This window comes from Marinobacterium arenosum (assembly GCF_019795155.1).
GTDB lineage: Bacteria > Pseudomonadota > Gammaproteobacteria > Pseudomonadales > Balneatricaceae > Marinobacterium_C > Marinobacterium_C arenosum.
The window spans coordinates 15,093-31,930 of the sequence record NZ_JAILYN010000010.1; the positions used below are offsets into that span (position 1 = coordinate 15,093).

General features: G+C 61.1%; 16 protein-coding genes and 1 pseudogene. 11 read left to right on the forward strand and 6 right to left on the reverse strand.

Going from position 1 to position 16,838, the window contains the following annotated elements; all coding sequences use genetic code 11:
* Nucleotides 1–4: 4 nt before the first annotated feature.
* Nucleotides 5–1,087 (reverse strand): efflux RND transporter periplasmic adaptor subunit, encoded by a 1,083-nt coding sequence (locus K6T12_RS06605; protein WP_222220716.1) that lies wholly within the window; start codon nucleotides 1,085–1,087, stop codon nucleotides 5–7.
* 10 nt (nucleotides 1,088–1,097) lie between these two features.
* Nucleotides 1,098–1,703 carry a TetR/AcrR family transcriptional regulator gene (locus tag K6T12_RS06610; protein ID WP_222220718.1) on the reverse strand — a complete coding sequence of 202 codons (606 nt, stop codon included), beginning with the start codon at nucleotides 1,701–1,703 and terminating at the stop codon, nucleotides 1,098–1,100.
* Between the two features lie 455 nt (nucleotides 1,704–2,158).
* Between K6T12_RS06610 and K6T12_RS06615 the strand changes: the two genes are divergently transcribed.
* Together K6T12_RS06615 and K6T12_RS21490 are read left to right on the forward strand one after the other, a co-directional pair.
* Nucleotides 2,159–3,376 carry a multidrug effflux MFS transporter gene (locus tag K6T12_RS06615; RefSeq protein WP_222220720.1) on the forward strand — a complete coding sequence of 406 codons (1,218 nt, stop codon included), beginning with the start codon at nucleotides 2,159–2,161 and terminating at the stop codon, nucleotides 3,374–3,376.
* A 183-nt stretch (nucleotides 3,377–3,559) separates the two neighbouring features.
* Nucleotides 3,560–3,676, forward strand: a pseudogene (locus K6T12_RS21490) (IS110 family transposase); the annotation flags it as partial.
* A gap of 194 nt (nucleotides 3,677–3,870) precedes the next feature.
* On the opposite strand, the gene K6T12_RS06620 reads toward K6T12_RS21490, so the two are convergent.
* Complete coding sequence (locus tag K6T12_RS06620; RefSeq protein WP_222220722.1) at nucleotides 3,871–4,620, reverse strand: tRNA1(Val) (adenine(37)-N6)-methyltransferase; 750 nt, start codon at nucleotides 4,618–4,620, stop codon at nucleotides 3,871–3,873.
* Nucleotides 4,621–4,788: 168 nt separating this feature from the next.
* On the opposite strand from K6T12_RS06620, the gene K6T12_RS06625 reads away from it, so the two are divergent.
* Nucleotides 4,789–5,055, forward strand: a complete 267-nt coding sequence (locus K6T12_RS06625; RefSeq protein WP_315853572.1) for a GIY-YIG nuclease family protein — start codon at nucleotides 4,789–4,791, stop codon at nucleotides 5,053–5,055.
* A 9-nt stretch (nucleotides 5,056–5,064) separates the two neighbouring features.
* Here the strand turns inward: K6T12_RS06625 and K6T12_RS06630 are convergent, their stop codons facing one another.
* On the reverse strand, nucleotides 5,065–5,838 hold the full coding sequence (locus tag K6T12_RS06630) for a helix-turn-helix transcriptional regulator (RefSeq protein ID WP_222220726.1): 774 nt from the start codon (nucleotides 5,836–5,838) through the stop codon (nucleotides 5,065–5,067).
* Between the two features lie 106 nt (nucleotides 5,839–5,944).
* Between K6T12_RS06630 and K6T12_RS06635 the strand changes: the two genes are divergently transcribed.
* Together K6T12_RS06635 and K6T12_RS06640 are read left to right on the forward strand one after the other, a co-directional pair.
* The gene (locus tag K6T12_RS06635) at nucleotides 5,945–6,559 is read left to right on the forward strand and encodes a 2-hydroxychromene-2-carboxylate isomerase (RefSeq protein WP_222220728.1); all 615 of its coding nucleotides are present in this window, start codon (nucleotides 5,945–5,947) and stop codon (nucleotides 6,557–6,559) included.
* Between the two features lie 13 nt (nucleotides 6,560–6,572).
* Entirely contained in the window at nucleotides 6,573–7,268 is a 696-nt protein-coding gene (locus K6T12_RS06640) for a glutathione S-transferase N-terminal domain-containing protein (RefSeq protein WP_222220840.1), read from the forward strand.
* Nucleotides 7,269–7,653: 385 nt separating this feature from the next.
* On the opposite strand, the gene ccoG is transcribed toward K6T12_RS06640, so the two are convergent.
* Complete coding sequence (gene ccoG, locus K6T12_RS06645) at nucleotides 7,654–9,012, reverse strand: cytochrome c oxidase accessory protein CcoG (protein ID WP_222220730.1); 1,359 nt, start codon at nucleotides 9,010–9,012, stop codon at nucleotides 7,654–7,656.
* Between the two features lie 178 nt (nucleotides 9,013–9,190).
* Between ccoG and K6T12_RS06650 the strand changes: the two genes are divergently transcribed.
* Together K6T12_RS06650 and K6T12_RS06655 are read left to right on the forward strand one after the other, a co-directional pair.
* Nucleotides 9,191–10,600, forward strand: coding sequence for an aminotransferase-like domain-containing protein (locus K6T12_RS06650; RefSeq protein WP_222220731.1), 1,410 nt, complete (start codon nucleotides 9,191–9,193; stop codon nucleotides 10,598–10,600).
* A gap of 85 nt (nucleotides 10,601–10,685) precedes the next feature.
* Nucleotides 10,686–10,934, forward strand: a complete 249-nt coding sequence (locus K6T12_RS06655) for an RNA recognition motif domain-containing protein (protein WP_222220732.1) — start codon at nucleotides 10,686–10,688, stop codon at nucleotides 10,932–10,934.
* Between the two features lie 351 nt (nucleotides 10,935–11,285).
* Here K6T12_RS06655 and K6T12_RS06660 read toward each other — a convergent pair whose 3' ends face one another.
* Nucleotides 11,286–12,626 carry a dihydroorotase gene (locus K6T12_RS06660; protein ID WP_222220733.1) on the reverse strand — a complete coding sequence of 447 codons (1,341 nt, stop codon included), beginning with the start codon at nucleotides 12,624–12,626 and terminating at the stop codon, nucleotides 11,286–11,288.
* A gap of 704 nt (nucleotides 12,627–13,330) precedes the next feature.
* Between K6T12_RS06660 and K6T12_RS06665 the strand changes: the two genes are divergently transcribed.
* The 4 genes from K6T12_RS06665 to K6T12_RS06680 are packed head-to-tail and all read left to right on the forward strand — an operon-like array spanning nucleotide 13,331 to nucleotide 16,619.
* Nucleotides 13,331–14,053 (forward strand): ZrgA family zinc uptake protein, encoded by a 723-nt coding sequence (locus K6T12_RS06665; RefSeq protein ID WP_222220734.1) that lies wholly within the window; start codon nucleotides 13,331–13,333, stop codon nucleotides 14,051–14,053.
* A gap of 44 nt (nucleotides 14,054–14,097) precedes the next feature.
* Entirely contained in the window at nucleotides 14,098–14,799 is a 702-nt protein-coding gene (locus K6T12_RS06670; RefSeq protein WP_315853573.1) for an ABC transporter ATP-binding protein, read from the forward strand.
* On the forward strand, nucleotides 14,793–16,049 hold the full coding sequence (locus tag K6T12_RS06675) for an ABC transporter permease (protein ID WP_222220736.1): 1,257 nt from the start codon (nucleotides 14,793–14,795) through the stop codon (nucleotides 16,047–16,049). Before K6T12_RS06670 ends, K6T12_RS06675 begins: the two co-directional genes overlap by 7 nt.
* Nucleotides 16,050–16,067: 18 nt before the next feature.
* The gene (locus K6T12_RS06680; protein WP_222220737.1) at nucleotides 16,068–16,619 is read left to right on the forward strand and encodes a DUF3299 domain-containing protein; all 552 of its coding nucleotides are present in this window, start codon (nucleotides 16,068–16,070) and stop codon (nucleotides 16,617–16,619) included.
* The last annotated feature ends 219 nt before the right edge of the window (nucleotides 16,620–16,838 follow it).

The following is a 16,838-nucleotide window of genomic DNA, read 5'->3' on the forward strand; positions in this document are numbered from 1 at the left end:
TGTATTACTCTCCTTTGGCAACCGCCGGGGCGCTACCGTCGACGAAGATCGGCGTCACCGGCATGCCCGGGTACAGCTTCAGGTGGCCGGCGGTGACGATTACGTCGCCGGCGTTCAGGCCGTCGATGATCTGTACCTGGCCCGGCCGGCGCTGGCCCATCACCACCGGTACCATCTCGACGGTGTTGCCTTGACCGACCCGCATCACGAAGAAGCCGCCGTCCTGAGGCACGATCGCCTGTTCCGGGATCAGCATGCTCTGTTCGTCGCGATCGATCAGCAGGCTGATCTTGGCGAACAGGCCGGGACGCAACTTGCCCTCCGGGTTGGGGATGCGGGCACGCAGCTGGATATTGTGGGCACGGTTGTCGACGCTGGGCGCGATGGCGTAGATCTCACCCTGGAAGATCTGGCCCGGGAAGGCATCCAGTTCGATATCGACGCTCTGAGCCTGGCGGATATCGGCCAGGTAGATCTCCGGTACCCGGAAGTCGACCTTCATGGTGCTCAGGTCGGTCAGCTCGACCAGGTCATCGCCGACATTGACGTAGTCACCGGGGCTGACCAGACGCAGGCCGGTCAGACCGGTGAACGGTGCCTTGATCACCATCTTGTCCAGCCGGGTCTGGGCCAGCGCCTGCTGGGCCTGGTCGACCCGCAGCTGGGCCAGGGTGCTGTCACGCTCCTGTTCGGAACCGACCCGCTTTTTCAGCAGACTCTCGGCGCGCGAATAGGCGATCTGGCTGAGGTTGACCCGTGCCTGGGCCTGTTTCAGCTCGGCGTTATAGATCGCGGCGTCCAGCGCCAGCAACGGCGTACCGGCACGCACCAGCTGGCCCTCGTCGAACAGGATCTGCTCGATCCTGCCGCTCTGTTCCGGGCGCAGCACGATGCTTTCGTTGGCGCGCAGGTTGCCGACCGCGCGGATGCGGGTTTCCACCGCGGCGGATTTGGCGGTGATGACTTCCGCCGGCAGTCCCTGCGGTGCGCCGCCTTTCTTTTCGCCGTCACCCGCGGCCTGGCTGAACGGTGACGCCAGGGCGCCGGCCATCAGCAGAGCTGCGATAAGGTGGTTGCGTTGTTTCATGATCGATCCCTTAATCGTTGCTGTTTACTTTGATTAACTTCAGAAATATCTCGCGGTGGTCGTGCAACGGCGCCAGCGAGCTCAAGGCCTTGCTGCGCAGCAGCGCACCCTGCCAGTTGTGCCAGGCCGCTTCGGCCAGTTTGCGGGCGCTGATATCGGTGCGCACGCTGCCTTCCTGCTGGCAGATCCGCATATCCCGTTCGATCAGCTGCAACACCTTCTCGGCCGAGCGCTGCACCGCATCGCGGAACATCTCCGACGCCTGACTGACCTCGCCGGACAGATTGGCCAGCAGGCAGCCGCAGGTTTCCATATCGCTGCCGTAGCGTTCGATCTCGGCTGCCAGCAGCTGCTCGATCCGATCCAGGTAGCTGCCTTCGAAGTGCTCCATCTGCTCATCCCAGCGCTCCAGCTCCATCGACTGGTAGTGCTCGATGATCTCCACCGCGAAGTGTTCCTTGCTTTCGAAGAAGTTGTAGAAGGAGCCCTTGGAGACCTGGCAGGCATCCAGGATCTCTTTCAGGCCGGTGGCGTGGTAGCCGTTGCGGGTGAACAGCTCGGCGCCAATCTCAAGTATTTTTTCCCGGTTATGTTCCGGGCGACGTCCTCGAACCATTATTTAACTAGACCGGTCGTTCCAAAAATGACGGTGTGTCATTCTAGCGGCAAGCGGCCTTTATACCAACGGTCGATTGACGCGATATCAAGAACAATCTGTTCGGCGCATGGGCGCGACATTACAAGGTTGCTGGCCGACAATTTATTGCCTGCCCCAAAACCGAACTCGTTAACCTGTGCAAGCATAGGGTTTCTATTCGTAACTTAATGAAAATTAAAGGTTAAGTTAGGTAAATATAGATAGGTACAGGGCCGCGGCCCGGTCGCCGTCAGGGATAGGCTGCTGCCGGCGGGAGGGATTTTACGGACTGGCCGGGTATCGGGCGGAGTCCGGATTGTTGCCGTTTCATTGCCAAACCCCGGACCTTATTCGTAATGGCTAAATCGACTGCCGGTTTACGACGGTCCGATGATCCCATGCCCTGCACTTGGGTACCTTTTACAGGAGACACTATGAGTCAACCGAGTACCGAAACCTCCAGCCACCGGCTGGCCTACCTGCTGGCCGCGCTGACCACATTGGGTCCGTTCGCCATCGATACCTATCTACCGGCCCAGCCGGCGATCGCCGAGGCGCTGGCTACCGATATCCACCGGGTGGAGCAAACGATGGGGATCTACATGGCCGGCCTGGCGATTGGGCCGCTGTTTGGTGGCCCGGCGTCGGATCGGTTCGGCCGCAAACGGGTGGCGGTGCTCGGACTGCTGTTTTTCGCACTCAGTTCGCTGCTGATCACCTTCTGCCAGACTATCGAACAGATGCTGCTGCTGCGTTTCTGCCAGGCGATCGGGGGCGGTTTCGCCGTCGTTACCGCGGCGGCAACGGTGCGTGATTTCTTCACCGGCAAGGAGGCGGCGCGGGTGATGTCGATGATGGGGATCATCATGCTGATCGCCCCGCTGGTGGCACCGGCGGTAGGCGCCAGTCTGCTGGAAATCTGGGGCTGGCGGTCGATCTTCGGCTGGCTGACGCTCTACGCACTGGCGGTGGCGGCCTTGCTGGCCTGGCGGATGCCGCAGGCGAGCCGCCAGCTGCAGAAAGGCGACGGACTGCGCGGTGTGCTGCGTAGTTACCGTAGCGTATTGAGCCATAAGCAGGCGATGGCCTACGGTATCGCCCAGGCGTTCAGTGCCAGTTGCATGTTCATGTTCCTGACCGAAGCCGCCTTCGTTTACATCGAGTATTTCGGTATGGCGGAGAGTGTTTTCCCGTTCCTGTTCGGTGCCAATATTATCACCATGGCGCTGTTCAACCGGCTCAATGTACGGCTGTTGGCGAGCCGGGAGCCGCACCAACTGCTGCGGCTCGGCATGCTGGTGCAGAGCTCGGCTGCACTGCTGCTGGCACTGTTCGTGGCTTTCGGCACGGCACCGTTGTGGCTGGTGGTGGGGCTGGTGATGCTGGCGGTCGGCGCGATGGGCTTCGTGTTCGCCAACGGCATAACCTGCGCGCTGGCATTCTTCCCGCATAACAGTGGTGCCGCCAATGCGGTGATCGGTACCGCCGGTTATGGTTTTGCGGCGGTCTTGACCACCGTGCTGACGCTGCTGCACGACGGCACTCCGTTGCCGATGAGTGCGATGATGGCGGTCTGTGCCCTGGCCGGCCTGTCGGTGCTGCTGCTGTTCAGCCGGCCGGCTACCGAGATGCCCGATGCGGTGGCGGAGTAAGCGGGGCGGCACCGAACTCCGTAGTAGCGGGCTTGGTAGGCCCTTTTGGTACCGACCGCGACAGGATTGGCACGGCCCCTGAAAGTCGCCCTCGGAGTGGGCTGCTACGCACGAATATCCGTAGCAGCGGGCTCTGACCGCGACAGGATTGGCCCGGTTCCCGAGTGTAGCCCTCAGAGCGGGCTGCTGGCCGCCGGTAAGAACCGCATGCAGGCGCTGGGCGCCGCCATGCGCAAGCTGGTACACATCTGTTTCGGTGTGGTGAAAAACCAGCAAGAATTCCAACTACAACTGCCGTAAAAGGCCGTTGTGGTCGGAAGCGAGAGATGGTATCTACGCACGAATATCCGTAGCAGCGGGCTTGGTATGCCCATTGGCTACCGACTGCGACAGGATCGGCCCGGTACACGAATGTCGCCCGCAGAGCGGGCTGCTACGCATGAAAATCCGTAGCAGCGGGCTTGGTATGCCTTTGGCTACCGACTGCGACAGGGTTACCCCGTTGCCTGCTCGTCGGCGACCCGCAACTTGGTGTAGTAGGGGGCGAACAGTGCGGCGGCTTCCCGGCTGTGGTAGGGGTGTTCGCTGTACAGGATGAACTCCGAACGCTGGCAGGGGCCCGGCTGGCGGTTGAGCTGCAGTATCTCGCGATGGGGCGGGTGCTGGCCACTGGTGCGCACCTGCAGCCGATACCTCGCGTGCAGACCGAGCGGTGCCGCCAACTGGATCAGCTGCTCGGTCTCCGGCAGCGGCAGCAGCAACCAGGCGCTGCCGTCGTCGCTGAGCAGGCGCTCGATCGCCTCTGCCAGCTCATCTAGCGGCAGAGCGTCGTTATGGCGCGCCGCTGCCGTCCGTTCGCAGCTGCTCTTGGTGGAGTCGCTGAAAAACGGCGGGTTGCAGAGGATGCAGTCGTAGCCGTTTTCGCACTCCCGCGCCCACAGGCGGATATCCTGTTCGATCAGCCGCAACCGCTCCGGCCAGGGGCTGTTGGCGAAGTTTACCCGCGCCTGCTCGGCGGCCTGCGGGTCGATCTCCACCGCATCGATTTGTGCCTTGCTGCGTTGGGCGGCGAACAGCGCCAGCAAGCCGGTGCCGCTGCCGATATCGAGAATCCGATGACTTTGCTCGACCGGCACCCAGGCGCCCAGTAGGCTGGCGTCGGTGGTCACTTTCATCGCACAGTCGCCCTGTTCGATGCGGAACTGGCGGCACTGGAAATAGCTGTTGCGTTTACGTCGGCTCATCGGTTTTTCAGAAACAGTGGAGATAAAATCTAGCCGCGCATCTTACCTGAAGCGGCGGGCTTTGCATCTGTCTGCCTCGGTTGGCCGCATCACCGGCTATTTGTGAAGGCTTCTTATCTCGGCAAAAGACAGGCATTATCGGCCGCCATGAATTCTTGGTTTGTTTATATGGTGCGCTGCGCGGACAGCAGCTTGTACACCGGTATCACCACCGACCCGCAACGGCGGCTGGCCGAACACAACGGCGAGCGCGCCGGCGGTGCCAAATACACCCGTAACCGCCGGCCGGTCGAGCTGGTCTGGAGCGAGCCCTGCGACAACCGCTCTGGCGCCACGCGGCGAGAGATCGAGATCAAGGGGATGAGCCGGCGTCAGAAGCTGGCACTGATCCGCTCAACGCTTATCAATACCGTCTGCGAGCCGGAAACGGAGTAGCCCTTCCGATTAGCCGGCTTTCGCCTTTATCGGGCTCTCGCCAAATGCCTGGCTGTAGGCCCGGCTTAGCGCTTCCGGGCTGCTGTAGCCATAGCGCGCCGCCACCGCTTTGACGCGGGCGCCGGCTGCCAGCTCCTGCCGCGCCAGCGTCAGCCGCCATTGGCGCAGATAGCTGAACGGTGTCTGCCCAACCAGTTCGCCGAAACGGGCCATAAACTGGCTGCGCGACAGGCCGGCAATGTCCGCCAGCTGTTCACTGCGCCAGGCGCGCTGCGGTGCTTCATGAATCGCCACCAATGCCCGGCTGATGCGCGGGTCGGCCAGGCCGGCAATCAGGCCCGGTTGACTGCTGCCCTGCTCGATGGTGTGGCGCAGCAGCATAATTACCAGTACTTCCAGTAACCGCTGCAGGGTCGAGCGGCCGCCACAACGCGGGACCTGGGTTTCACGGGCGATCAACTGGGCCAACTCGTTGACCATGCTGTCCGGTGCCACCGGCATGCTGATCCGCGCCGGCAGTGCCCGGGCCATCGGATTGCTGTCGCCGCCCAGCGATACCACGGCTGCTGTGATCACCTCTACCAGATGTTTTCCTTCCGGACCGGACGTTGGAGCGTCAGTCGCCGGGACGCCGGCCGGCCAGAACAGCACTTGTTCAATCAGACCGCCTTCCGGCTGGCCCAGCAATAGCAGGTTGGCGGACGGGTCCCCGCGATCGGTCAATGCCGAGGCCTGCAGTTCAAAGCGGTTTAGCAGTGACGATAGGCGATCTGGTTTCTGCATTTCGGACTCTTTATCAGGTAAAGCGGAAATTTCATTACGTAGGGTGTCCTATTATAAGCATCATCGCCCCTTAAACGGGTAACTCAATCAGCTTGTCAGGTGTGCTATGACGCAACAGATCGACTACTACCTCAGCTCCGTCTCTCCGTTTACCTACCTGGGTCATCAGCGGCTGCTGCAGACCGCAAGTGCGGAGGGGGCCCTGATCAACTACCTGCCGATGCGCCTCGGCCCGGTGTTTGCCGCTTCCGGTGCGCTGCCGTTGCCGCAGCGGCCGCAGTGCCGACGCGATTACCGCCTGCTGGAACTGCAGCGTTGGGCCCGCAAGCACAAATTGCCGATCAACCTGCAACCGCGCTTTTTCCCCGCCGACCCGGGCTTGGCCGACTGCTGCGCCATCGCCTTGCAGCTACAGGGACGGGATCCGGGCACCTTTATCGGTCAGGTGCTGGCCGCCTGCTGGACGCAAGAGCGCAATATCTCCTCCCGGGAAGTGCTGGCCGAGCTGCTTGAACAGGGCGGCTTTGATGTCGACGCGGTACTGGAACAGGCGGTCTCGGCTGAGGTGCTCGCTCAGTATGACCGCAACACCGAGCAGGCGGTCGAGCGTGGCATTCTCGGCGCGCCGGCCTATCTGCTGAACGGCGAGCAGTTCTGGGGGCAGGATCGGATCGAGCTGCTGGCCGATGCGCTGGCCGCGAATGCCGCCGCTGCTGGCTGAGGAGGAGCAGTTCATGATCGAGTTCTATCACAGCCCGACGCCGAACGGACACAAGATCGCCATCATGCTGGAGGAGTGCGGCCTGCCGTACCGGCTGCACCCCATCGATATCACCCGTGGCGACCAGTTCGAGCCGGCCTTCCTGGCAATCTCGCCGAACAACAAGATCCCGGCGATCGTCGACAGCGATGGCCCCGGTGGCGAACCGATCTCGGTGTTCGAATCTGGGGCAATCCTGCAGTACCTGGGCCGTAAGGCCGGCAAGTTCTATCCGCAGGATGAGCGTGGCCGGGTCGAGGTGGAGCAGTGGCTGATGTGGCAGATGGGCGGGCTGGGGCCGATGGCGGGCCAGGCACACCATTTCCGGGGCTATGCGCCGGAGCCGATCGATTATGCGATCGCGCGTTATACCGACGAGGTCAACCGTCTGTACGGCGTGATGGATCAGCGTCTGGAGACCCGCGATTACCTGGCCGGCGACTACTCCATCGCCGATGTCGCCTGCGTCGGCTGGGTGGCCTCTTACGAAAAACAGGGGCAGGAGCTGGCCGAATTCCCCAACCTGAAAGCCTGGTTCGAGCGGTTGATGGCGCGCCCGGCGGTAATTAAAGGGATGGCGCTGGCGGCCGACGACAGCCAGAGCGAGCGGATCGCCCAGGATGACCAGGCCCGCTCGGTGCTGTTCGGCCAGCGGGCCCGGCACTCATGATTTTTCATTCTTGATGGCCGTGGGCGGTGATGGGAGGTACGGTCCGGCGCTCCGGCGGCCCCTCCCATCTCAAAGCAGAGAACGCCGGTTGGGCTGAGTTCGGTAAGGCCCGGCACGAGATGGACCCAATGCGTGTGGCAGTTGTTGCGCGCGCGGTTCTCTTCGCCAACCTACGATGCTGAACCGCACTTAAGGGGGGCAGCATCGATACCGGTATTGAACCGAGCAACCTGTCGGACTTAACACTAATCTACTGCGGAAAAACGGATATTGGTCATCTTTTTCGAAAAATTTCGTTAAATAGCTCGCTATTCGCCTCAATCGTTCGAAAAATCGGCCTCAATCCCGCTGTCCCTCGCTACGATCGGTCAAGCCCGACAGGTTGCTAGCGCGCCAGCTGCAGGAAGGTGCTGGCCTTCTCCACCCGGACATCGCCGGCCTGCGCCACGAAGGTGATATCAACCCGGGGCGGCAGGCTGTCATTGCGGCTGCACAGCTGATAACCCTGGCTGTGGCTGCCCTGATCGCCGAGCCACAAGGTGGCCGGACCATTCAGGTACAGCCCCTGCGGGCCACGCAGCGACAGTTCAACCGAGCTCAGTGACGGGTCTACCGCTTCCAGTTTGAGCTGATAACTGTTGCAGATCTCGCCGCGGCTGTTGTGCTGGACGATGGCGCCCCGGTCGCGCAGTACCTCCAACACCAGCGCGCTGCGCTGGCTGAAGCCGAAGGCCACCGCGCCGGTGGTGATCAGCAGTACGCTGAAATAGCCGAGCAGCCTGGGTCGTAACAGCTTGCTGGGTTTATTCTGTAGCTGATTTTCAGATTTGAAAGCGATCAACCCTTTCGGTTTGCCGATCTTCTCCATCACTTTGTCGCAGGCGTCGATACAGGCGCCGCAGTCGATACATTCATACTGCAGGCCGTCGCGGATATCGATACCGGTCGGGCAGACCTGTACGCAGAGATCGCAGTTGACGCAGTCACCGGCATCGCCGTTGCTGCTGCCTGTGGTGCGGCGCGGTTCGCCCCGCGCGGCGTCGTAAGTCACGGTGCGGGTGTCGGCGTCGAACATCACCCCCTGAAAACGGGAGTAGGGACACATATGGGTACAGACCTTCTCCCGCGCGAGGCCGGCGTTCAAATAGGTCAGCGCGGTCATGGTCACCAGCCAGCCAACGGTGGCGATATCCGGCTGCAATGCCAGCAGTTGTTGGCTCAATTCGCGGGCCGGCACGAAGTAACCGGTGAAAGTAAAGGCGGTAACGAAGGCGGCCAGCAGCCAGAGCGCGTGCTTGGCGATACGGCGCAGGACGCGAGTGCCGGTTAGCGGCTGCTTCTCCTGCTTACGACGTAGCGCGGCGCGCCCTTCGGTCAGGGTCTCGATGCGGATGAACAGCCAGGTCCAGATACTCTGCGGGCAGGCGAAGCCACACCAGACCCGGCCCCAGCCGACGGCGGCGAAGAACAGCAGGGTGGAACCGGCGATCATCAAGCCGGCCAGCAGCGGCAGGTCATGCCAGGCCAGGTCCAGGCCGAACAGCAGGATACGGCGCGCTTCGAAATCGAACAGCAGCCAGGAGCGGCCATCGACCTGTACCCACACCAGGGCGAAATAGATCAACAGCAGCGGGCCGCTGATCAGCCGGCGCAGGTTTTGGAAGCGGCCTTCGGTAAGACGTACGTGGATCTTGCCGCCTACCGCCGTGGTGGTGGACAGGGTGCGAAGGGGGATCTGTTGCATGACGGACTCCGGGTTAGGGTACAGCCGCCGTTGACGGTCAGCTGTGCCGCTTTGTGCTCACGAAATCTACTTTAGCGTTGAAAAAAAATAGGAACAGGGATAAGAATATAAAAATATAGAGGTACAGTGCTTTGGTTGAGTCTGTGCCCACCAAACGTAGTTGGGATAATGAAACGCCATGAGTGATTTTCTGTACCTGCAGCTGGAGCGTGAGTTCAGCGAGGCGATCGAACAGGGGCGCTGGGGTGCTGGCGAACGGCTGCCGTCGGTGCGCACCCTCTGCCGTGAGCGACAACTATCAAAGGCCACGGTACTGCATGCTTACAACCGGATGGAGGCCCGTGGTCTGATCGAGGCGCGGGCGAAGGCCGGTTACTTCGTGCGTGGCCAGCTCGACAGCCGACCGCCCCCCGCTGCCGGCAATCCGGACTCGGTGCCGGCGCTGGTCAGCGTCAGCGACGTGATGCGCGACATCATGACCCAGAGTGCGGCGTTCGACATTCTGCCCAGCGCCGATCAGCGTGCCGAAACACCCCCGGGCGTGATCGAACTGAATCGCAGTATCGCCCGGGCACTGCGTCACCAGCGGGGCCTGCAACACCAGTATTACGACGCGCCGACCGGTACGCCGGCGTTGCGCGAACAGCTGGCGCGCCGCTACCAGCGGCTCGGCTGCGCATTGGCGGCGGACGATCTGAACATCACCGCCGGCTGTCAGCAGGCGCTGTTCCTGGCGTTGATGGCCTGCTGCAAGCCGGGTGACGTGGTAGCGGTGGAATCGCCCGGTTTCTACGGTGTGCTGCAACTGGCGGAATCGCTGGGGTTGCAGGTATTGGAGATCCCGGCGGCGGCGGACAGCGGGTTGAACATGGACAGCCTGGCCGAGGCGTTGAAGAGCTGGCCGGTGCGCGCCTGCGTGGTGACGCCGGCGTTCGCTACACCGTCCGGCAGCCTGATGCCGCAGGCGGCCCGCTCCCGGCTACTGGCGCTGGCCGAACAACATGACTTCGTGGTGATCGAGGATGATATTTACGGTGATCTGGCATTCGATCAGCGGCCGCCACCGCTTAAAGCGCTGGATCACAGCGGTCGGGTGATCCTCTGCGGCTCGGTGTCCAAGTCGCTGTCGCGTGACCTGAGATTGGGCTGGATCGCCGCCGGCCCCTGGCAGACGCAGGTTAACCGGCTGAAATTGGTCAATATGCTGGCCTGCAGCCGCTTCATTCAGCGCGGCCTGTCCGATTTCATCGGCGACGGCGGCTACGACCGCCACCTGCGTCGTCAGCGCAGCCTGCTGGCCGACCAGCGCGATCAACTGGCCGAACTGCTGGATCGCGACTGGCCGTTTCCGGTGCGTTTCAGTCTACCGGCAGGCGGCTTGACGCTCTGGCTGGAACTGCCCGAGGCGGTGGATACCCTGAACTGCTACCGACGGGCCCGCGATCACGGACTGATCATCACCCCGGGGGCGCTGTTCACCGGCCAGAAGCGTTACCAGCACTGCCTCAGGCTGAGTTTTGCCCACCCCTGGAATGAACCGCGCCGCCAGGCGGTGACGCTGCTGGGAGAGCTGTTGGCTGAGGGTTGAAGCGCTGACACGGAACTGACATTTTGCCGGTCTACAGTGATTGACACCTTGTCGCTAACCCTTGGCTGCAGCGGAGGCGGGCACTATGCGTATCTTCGTCGGCAATCTGGCATCAGACTTGGCAGAGGAGGAACTGCTGGACTGTTTTAGCGAGTTCGGCGAGGTGGAGGAGATCCGCCTGATCACCGATCCGGAGACCGGCCTGTCACGCGGTTTCGCCTTCGTCACCATGCCGGACCGGCAGCAGGCCCGGGAGGTGATCGGCCAGCTGCACCGCACCAGCCTGCGCGGCCGGCCGATGCAGCTGGAGTATGCCCGTAGTCGAAGGGGATAGGCAGTTAACAGGTTACAGTTTTGAGTTAACAGCGGATCGGTCGTTGGCTGCTGGCCATTGGCTCTCATTGACCCACTGGTTAAGAGTAAAAGCCTGAGATCTCATTGCAACTGCAGGCTTGGTACTTAACCTCTGGCTTGCAGCTGTAGGGTGGGCATGTTTTCTGTGCCCACGCGGTGCTTGTGTACCTGATGTTGTTGTCACCCTTGAATTCGCAATGAACCATCAAAAAGCCCGCGCTGTCATGGACTCCGCGGGCTTTTCTTTTAGCCTCAGGCTGTTAGCTGTTAGCTGTTAGCTGTTAGCTGTTAGCTGTTAGCTGTTAGCTGTTAGCTGTTAGCTGTTAGCTTTTCACCGATCGAACTGCAGCCGCTTGCCGATGGCGCCGCGCTCGATCAGCTTGCCGTCCTGGTAGACCACCTGGCCGTTGACGATGGTGGTGTCGATCGATGCCTTGAAAGTGTGGCTTTCGAACGGCGACCAGCCGCACTTGTACAGCACGTTGTCGCGGGTCACGGTGTACGGTGTGTTCAGGTCGACCAGCACCAGGTCGGCCCAGTAGCCTTCGCGGATATAGCCACGATCGATCAGCTTGTAGCGATCGGTCACGTTATGGCTGGTTTTGCGGACGATCTTCTCCAGCGAAAGCGTGCCGTTGGCGTGGTGGTCCAGCAGGCTGAGCAGCGCATGCTGCACCAGCGGCAAGCCGGCCGGCGCCTTGAAGTAGGATTCCTCCTGCTTCTCCTCCCAGGTGTGCGGCGCGTGGTCGGTGGCGATGATGTCGATCACGTCGTCGTTGACCGCCTGCAGCAGCGCGGCGCGGTCGCTGGCGGACTTGATCGACGGGTTGCATTTGATCTGCGAGCCCTTGGTCAGGTAGTCCTCTTCGCTGAAGAACAGGTGGTGGACACAGGCCTCCAGCGTAATCTGTTTGTCCTTGACCGGGCCGGCCTGGAACAGCGCCAGCTCCTCGGCGGTGGTCAGGTGCAATACATGCAGTTGGGTACCGAATTTCTTGGCCAGGTCGACTGCCAGCGACGAAGACTTGTAGCAAGCCTCGCGGGAACGGATCTCCGGGTGGTACTTAACCGGGATATTGTCACCGTACTGGGCGCGGTAACGGGCCTCGATTTCGGCGATCATCGGGGTGTCTTCGCAGTGGGTCACCACGATGCCCGGTGCTTCGCGGAAGATTCCCTCCAGGGTCTGGATGTTGTCGACCAGCATGTTGCCGGTGGAGGCGCCCATGAATACCTTGACGCCACAGGCCTGGTCCGGATCCAGCTGCTTTATCACCTCCAGGTTGTCGTTGGACGCACCCAGGTAGAAGGAGTAGTTGGCAGCGGACTTCGCAGCGGCCAGGTCGAATTTCTCTTCCAGCGCAGCCAGCGTCAGCGTTGGCGGCTTCACGTTGGGCATCTCCATGAAGCTGGTGATGCCGCCGGCGACTGCGGCGCGGGATTCGGTGGTAATGTCTGCCTTGTAGGTGACGCCGGGCTCGCGGAAGTGGACCTGGTCGTCGATCATTCCTGGCAGCAGCACCTTGCCACGGGCATCGATCACCTGCTTGGCCGATTCTCCCTGCAGGTCGCTGCCGATCTTCTCGATGCGGCCGTCGCGGATCAGAATATCCAGTTCCTGCTGCTGGTCTTCATTTACCACCAGCGCATTGGTAATCAGTAAGTCTGCCATGTCCATTCCCGTTACACGATTAGGTTGGCCTGAATTATACCCCGATGAGGGCGCCATGCGAGGTGGCAACGTCGCAGGAGGCGGTTTCTGGCTGAGCTGCTGTCAACCAACAGTTGTTTAAATTGATCGTTTTCAATTAATACTGGAAGTCGGTTGCGGAATGGGCAACAATGGCTGTCCATTTCCCGAACTGGTCATACCATTCCGCGGTGTTCAGCTCAGCATTACTGTTCCCTGGAAAGATCGGTTCACTTCAATGGTCAGGCAGACGTCGAATGTAGAGTGAGTAGACTGTTGCCGAAGTGATGCCAAGGCATCGCAGCGGTATTGCACTGACTGATTCAACACTTCCTAGTGAATCTATTGCGGCGGCCCTTGGCCGCCGTTTTTTTTGCTTTGCGAATTTTGTCCGCTTGTTGCCAGGCTCGATCACAGTCGCTGTTGGCGTTATTGGAATATTGACCGCCATGGTTGGGCTGCGGACAGCGGCTTAGGGCCAGCAGCCTGCTGTAGCAATGGCAATCTCCGCTGTTAACTGACAACTGTTAACTTTTGGCCTCAGGTTACCTATAGCCTGCCATCCCGGCACCTTTGGCGACAGTCGGTGAGGTAATGAGCTGTATCACCCTCTTGAAATGTTATACTGTATCAATTAGCGTTTCGTCCTCTTCTTAAACAGCTGCTCGGAGTTGGAGATTCTGATTATGCGCAAGCTTATTTCACTGGCGTTACTGACTGCTGCCGTGCCGGCGTTGGCGGATATGGAGCGCCAGCACCAGGCCCATGTTCATGGCGAGGCGACCTTGTTGATGGCGCTGGATGGCAAGCAGCTGGAGCTTGAGCTGCGGTCGCCGGCGGCCAATCTGTTCGGCTTCGAGTATCGGCCGCAAAGCGAAGCCGACAAGCAGGCTTTCAAGGCCGCCAGTGAACGGCTGGCGCAGGGCTACCAGATGATTCTGCTGCCGGAAAGTGCGCTCTGCATGCTGGACCGGGTGGAGCAGGGTTGGGACACTGGCGGCGACCATGACCATGACCATGACCATGACCATGACCATGACCATGACCATGACCATGACCATGACCATGACCATGACCATGACCATGACCATGACCATGACCAGGCGGACGAGGACGATCATACTAAGAGTACTCATGATGATCATGGGCAGCCCAAGCATGCGCATGACCAGCATGGGGCGCATCATGATGACGATGGACAGCCCGAGGCTGGCGAATCGGGCCATACCGACTACCGGGTGGCATACGGTTTCCGTTGTATGAAACCTGAAGCGATCGATGCGGTCGAACTGGGCCTGTTCAATGCCTTCCCGGCGATGCACGCGATTGACGTGCAGTGGGTTCTGCCACAAGGGCAGGGGGCAGTGGAAGCGACCGCCACATCCGCTAGGGTGCGGTTAAGCCATTAACACAAATGTGGTTTACAACGACAGGTAGTCAGTGAATGCAAGATATGGCGATTGAGCTGAGTGGCTTGAGTTTTGCCTGGCCAAAACAGTCTCCGATATTGCAGATCGATCATTTCGCATTGCCCCGTGGCGAGCGGCTGTTCCTGCAGGGGCCGTCCGGATGCGGCAAGAGTACGCTGTTGAACTTGGTCGGCGGGGTGCTGACCCCACTGCAGGGGGAGATCCGGTTGCTCGGTCAGCCGTTGGCGGCGAACTCCGCTCGCCAGCGCGACCGGATGCGGGCCGATCATGTCGGCTTTATCTTCCAGAGCTTTAACTTGCTGCCCTACCTGTCGCTGGAAGAGAACGTAATGCTGCCGTGCCGCTTCTCCCGTCTACGGGCTGAGCGGGCGCGGGCCCAGTACGGCAGCGAGCGGGATGCCGCCCGGATATTGCTGGCGGCGCTGGAACTGGATGAGCCGGCCCTGCAGGGGCGTTCGGTTTGCGATCTGTCGGTCGGTCAGCAGCAGCGGGTCGCTGCGGCGCGGGCGCTGATCGGCAGTCCGGAGATCATTATCGCCGATGAACCCACGTCGGCGCTGGACAGCGATGCCCGGCAGATCTTTATCGACCTGCTGATTCGCGAATGTGACGCCACCGGCAGCACGCTGCTGTTCGTCAGCCATGATCGCAGTCTGCAGCAAGCGTTCGACCGCAGCCTGTTGCTGACCGAGGTGAACCGGGCGAGAGGAGGTGAGTCATGCTGATCTCGCTGGCCTGGCACAGTCTATGGAACCGCCGCAGCAGCGTCCTGCTGACGGTATTGGCGATCAGTATCAGCGTGATGCTGCTGTTGGGGGTGGAAAAGGTCCGGGTGGAGGCGCGCAGCAGCTTCGCCAATACCATCTCCGGCACCGATCTGGTGGTCGGTGCGCGCAGCGGCCAGGTGCAACTGCTGCTCTATTCGGTGTTCCGTATCGGCGATGCCACCAACAATATCTCCTGGCAGAGCTACCAGGAGATTGCCGGCCATCGCAACGTGGCCTGGACCATCCCGCTGGCGCTGGGTGATTCGCACCGTGGCTTCCGGGTGTTGGGTACCAATCAGGATTACTTCCGTCATTACCGGTACGGCGCCGAGCGGCAATTGAGCTTCGCCGAAGGGCAGCCGTTCGACGATCTCTACGATGTGGTGCTCGGCGCCGAGGTGGCGCAGAAACTGGGTTACAAACTCGGCCAGCAGTTGGTGATCGCCCACGGCATGGGCAACACCAGTTTCGCCGAACACAAGGACAAGCCGTTCCGGGTAGTCGGTATCCTGGCCCGCACCGGAACGCCGGTCGACAGCACCCTGCATGTCAGCCTTGAGGCGATCGAGGCGATCCACCTGGATTGGCGCGCCGGGGTGCCGATACCAGGCGCCAAGGTGGATGCCGAAAAGGCGCGGGCGCTGGACCTGCAGCCGAAGCAGATCACCGCGTTCATGGTTGGCCTGAAATCGAAGATCGCTACCTTCCATCTGCAGCGGGCGATCAACAACTACCGTGCCGAGCCGCTGTCGGCAATCCTGCCCGGCGTTGCGTTGCAGCAGCTGTGGCAGATGATCGGCATCGCCGAGCAGGCATTGCTGGTGATCTCCGGCTTCGTGGTACTGACCGGGCTGATCGGTATGCTGACCGTGTTGCTCAGCAGTTTGAACGAGCGCCGGCGCGAGATGGCGATCCTGCGCTCGGTCGGTGCGAGGCCTTGGCAGATCATCGCTTTGCTGACCCTGGAGACCACGGTGCTGACACTGCTCGGCTGCCTGGTCGGCACGCTGTTGTTGTATGCCGCCCTGCTGTTGGCTCAGCCGTGGATCGAGCAACTGTTCGGGCTACATATCGCGATCAGTGCACTGAGCAGCTACCAGTTGCAGTTGCTTGGCCTGGTTGCCGTGGCGGGTATACTGGTGGGTGTGGTGCCCGGTTACCGGGCCTATCGAAACTCCCTGGCCGATGGCCTGACCATCCGGCTGTAACGCTTGAGAGTCTGTACTATGCGTGCATTACTGTCCCTGTTGTCCGGTGCCCTGCTGATGTTGTGCTTGCTGGCGACCCCGTTGCAGGCGGCCGAGCTGGTCAATGGCGAAGAAGTTCAAGAGCTGGAATGGGACGCCCTGATGCCGGCCGATTTCACATTTGATAATGTCCTGGGCGGCGATGATGAGATCGGCTCGCTGGAGGATTACGATCCGCGTGCCCAGCAGAAATACGACCAGATGATGGAGGTGCTGCAGTCGGCGCCGGTGGTCAAGGAGCTGGATGGCAAGATGGTTAAAATTCCCGGCTTCGTGGTGCCGCTGGAAGGGGATGGCCAGACCGTCAGCCGGTTCTTCCTGGTACCCTATTTCGGCGCCTGCATCCACGTGCCGCCGCCGCCCTCCAACCAGATTGTCCATGTTCACTATGAACCGGGTACCCAGGTGAAGAACCTGTACGATGCGATCTGGGTAACCGGCAAGCTGACCATCGAGACAACCACTCACGAGCTGGGCGCCTCCGGTTATTCATTGGAGGCTTTCCGGATCGAGCCCTACCAGATGGAGTGAAGGGGCGTTCGCTTTACAGCCGCCGCTTGCCGAACGGGCCGGTCCGGATACGCCGGGTTCCATCTGCTGCAATCAGTGACCGATCTCGGCCGATCTTGCCCTCTATTTGCCGGACGTCAATTTTTCTATCGGTCCTGTGCTCTGTTTCCTGAACTTTACAAAGCCTTGTCTATACTTTCCGTCACAGCAGTACCTATCATCCACATGCAGGGGCGGAAA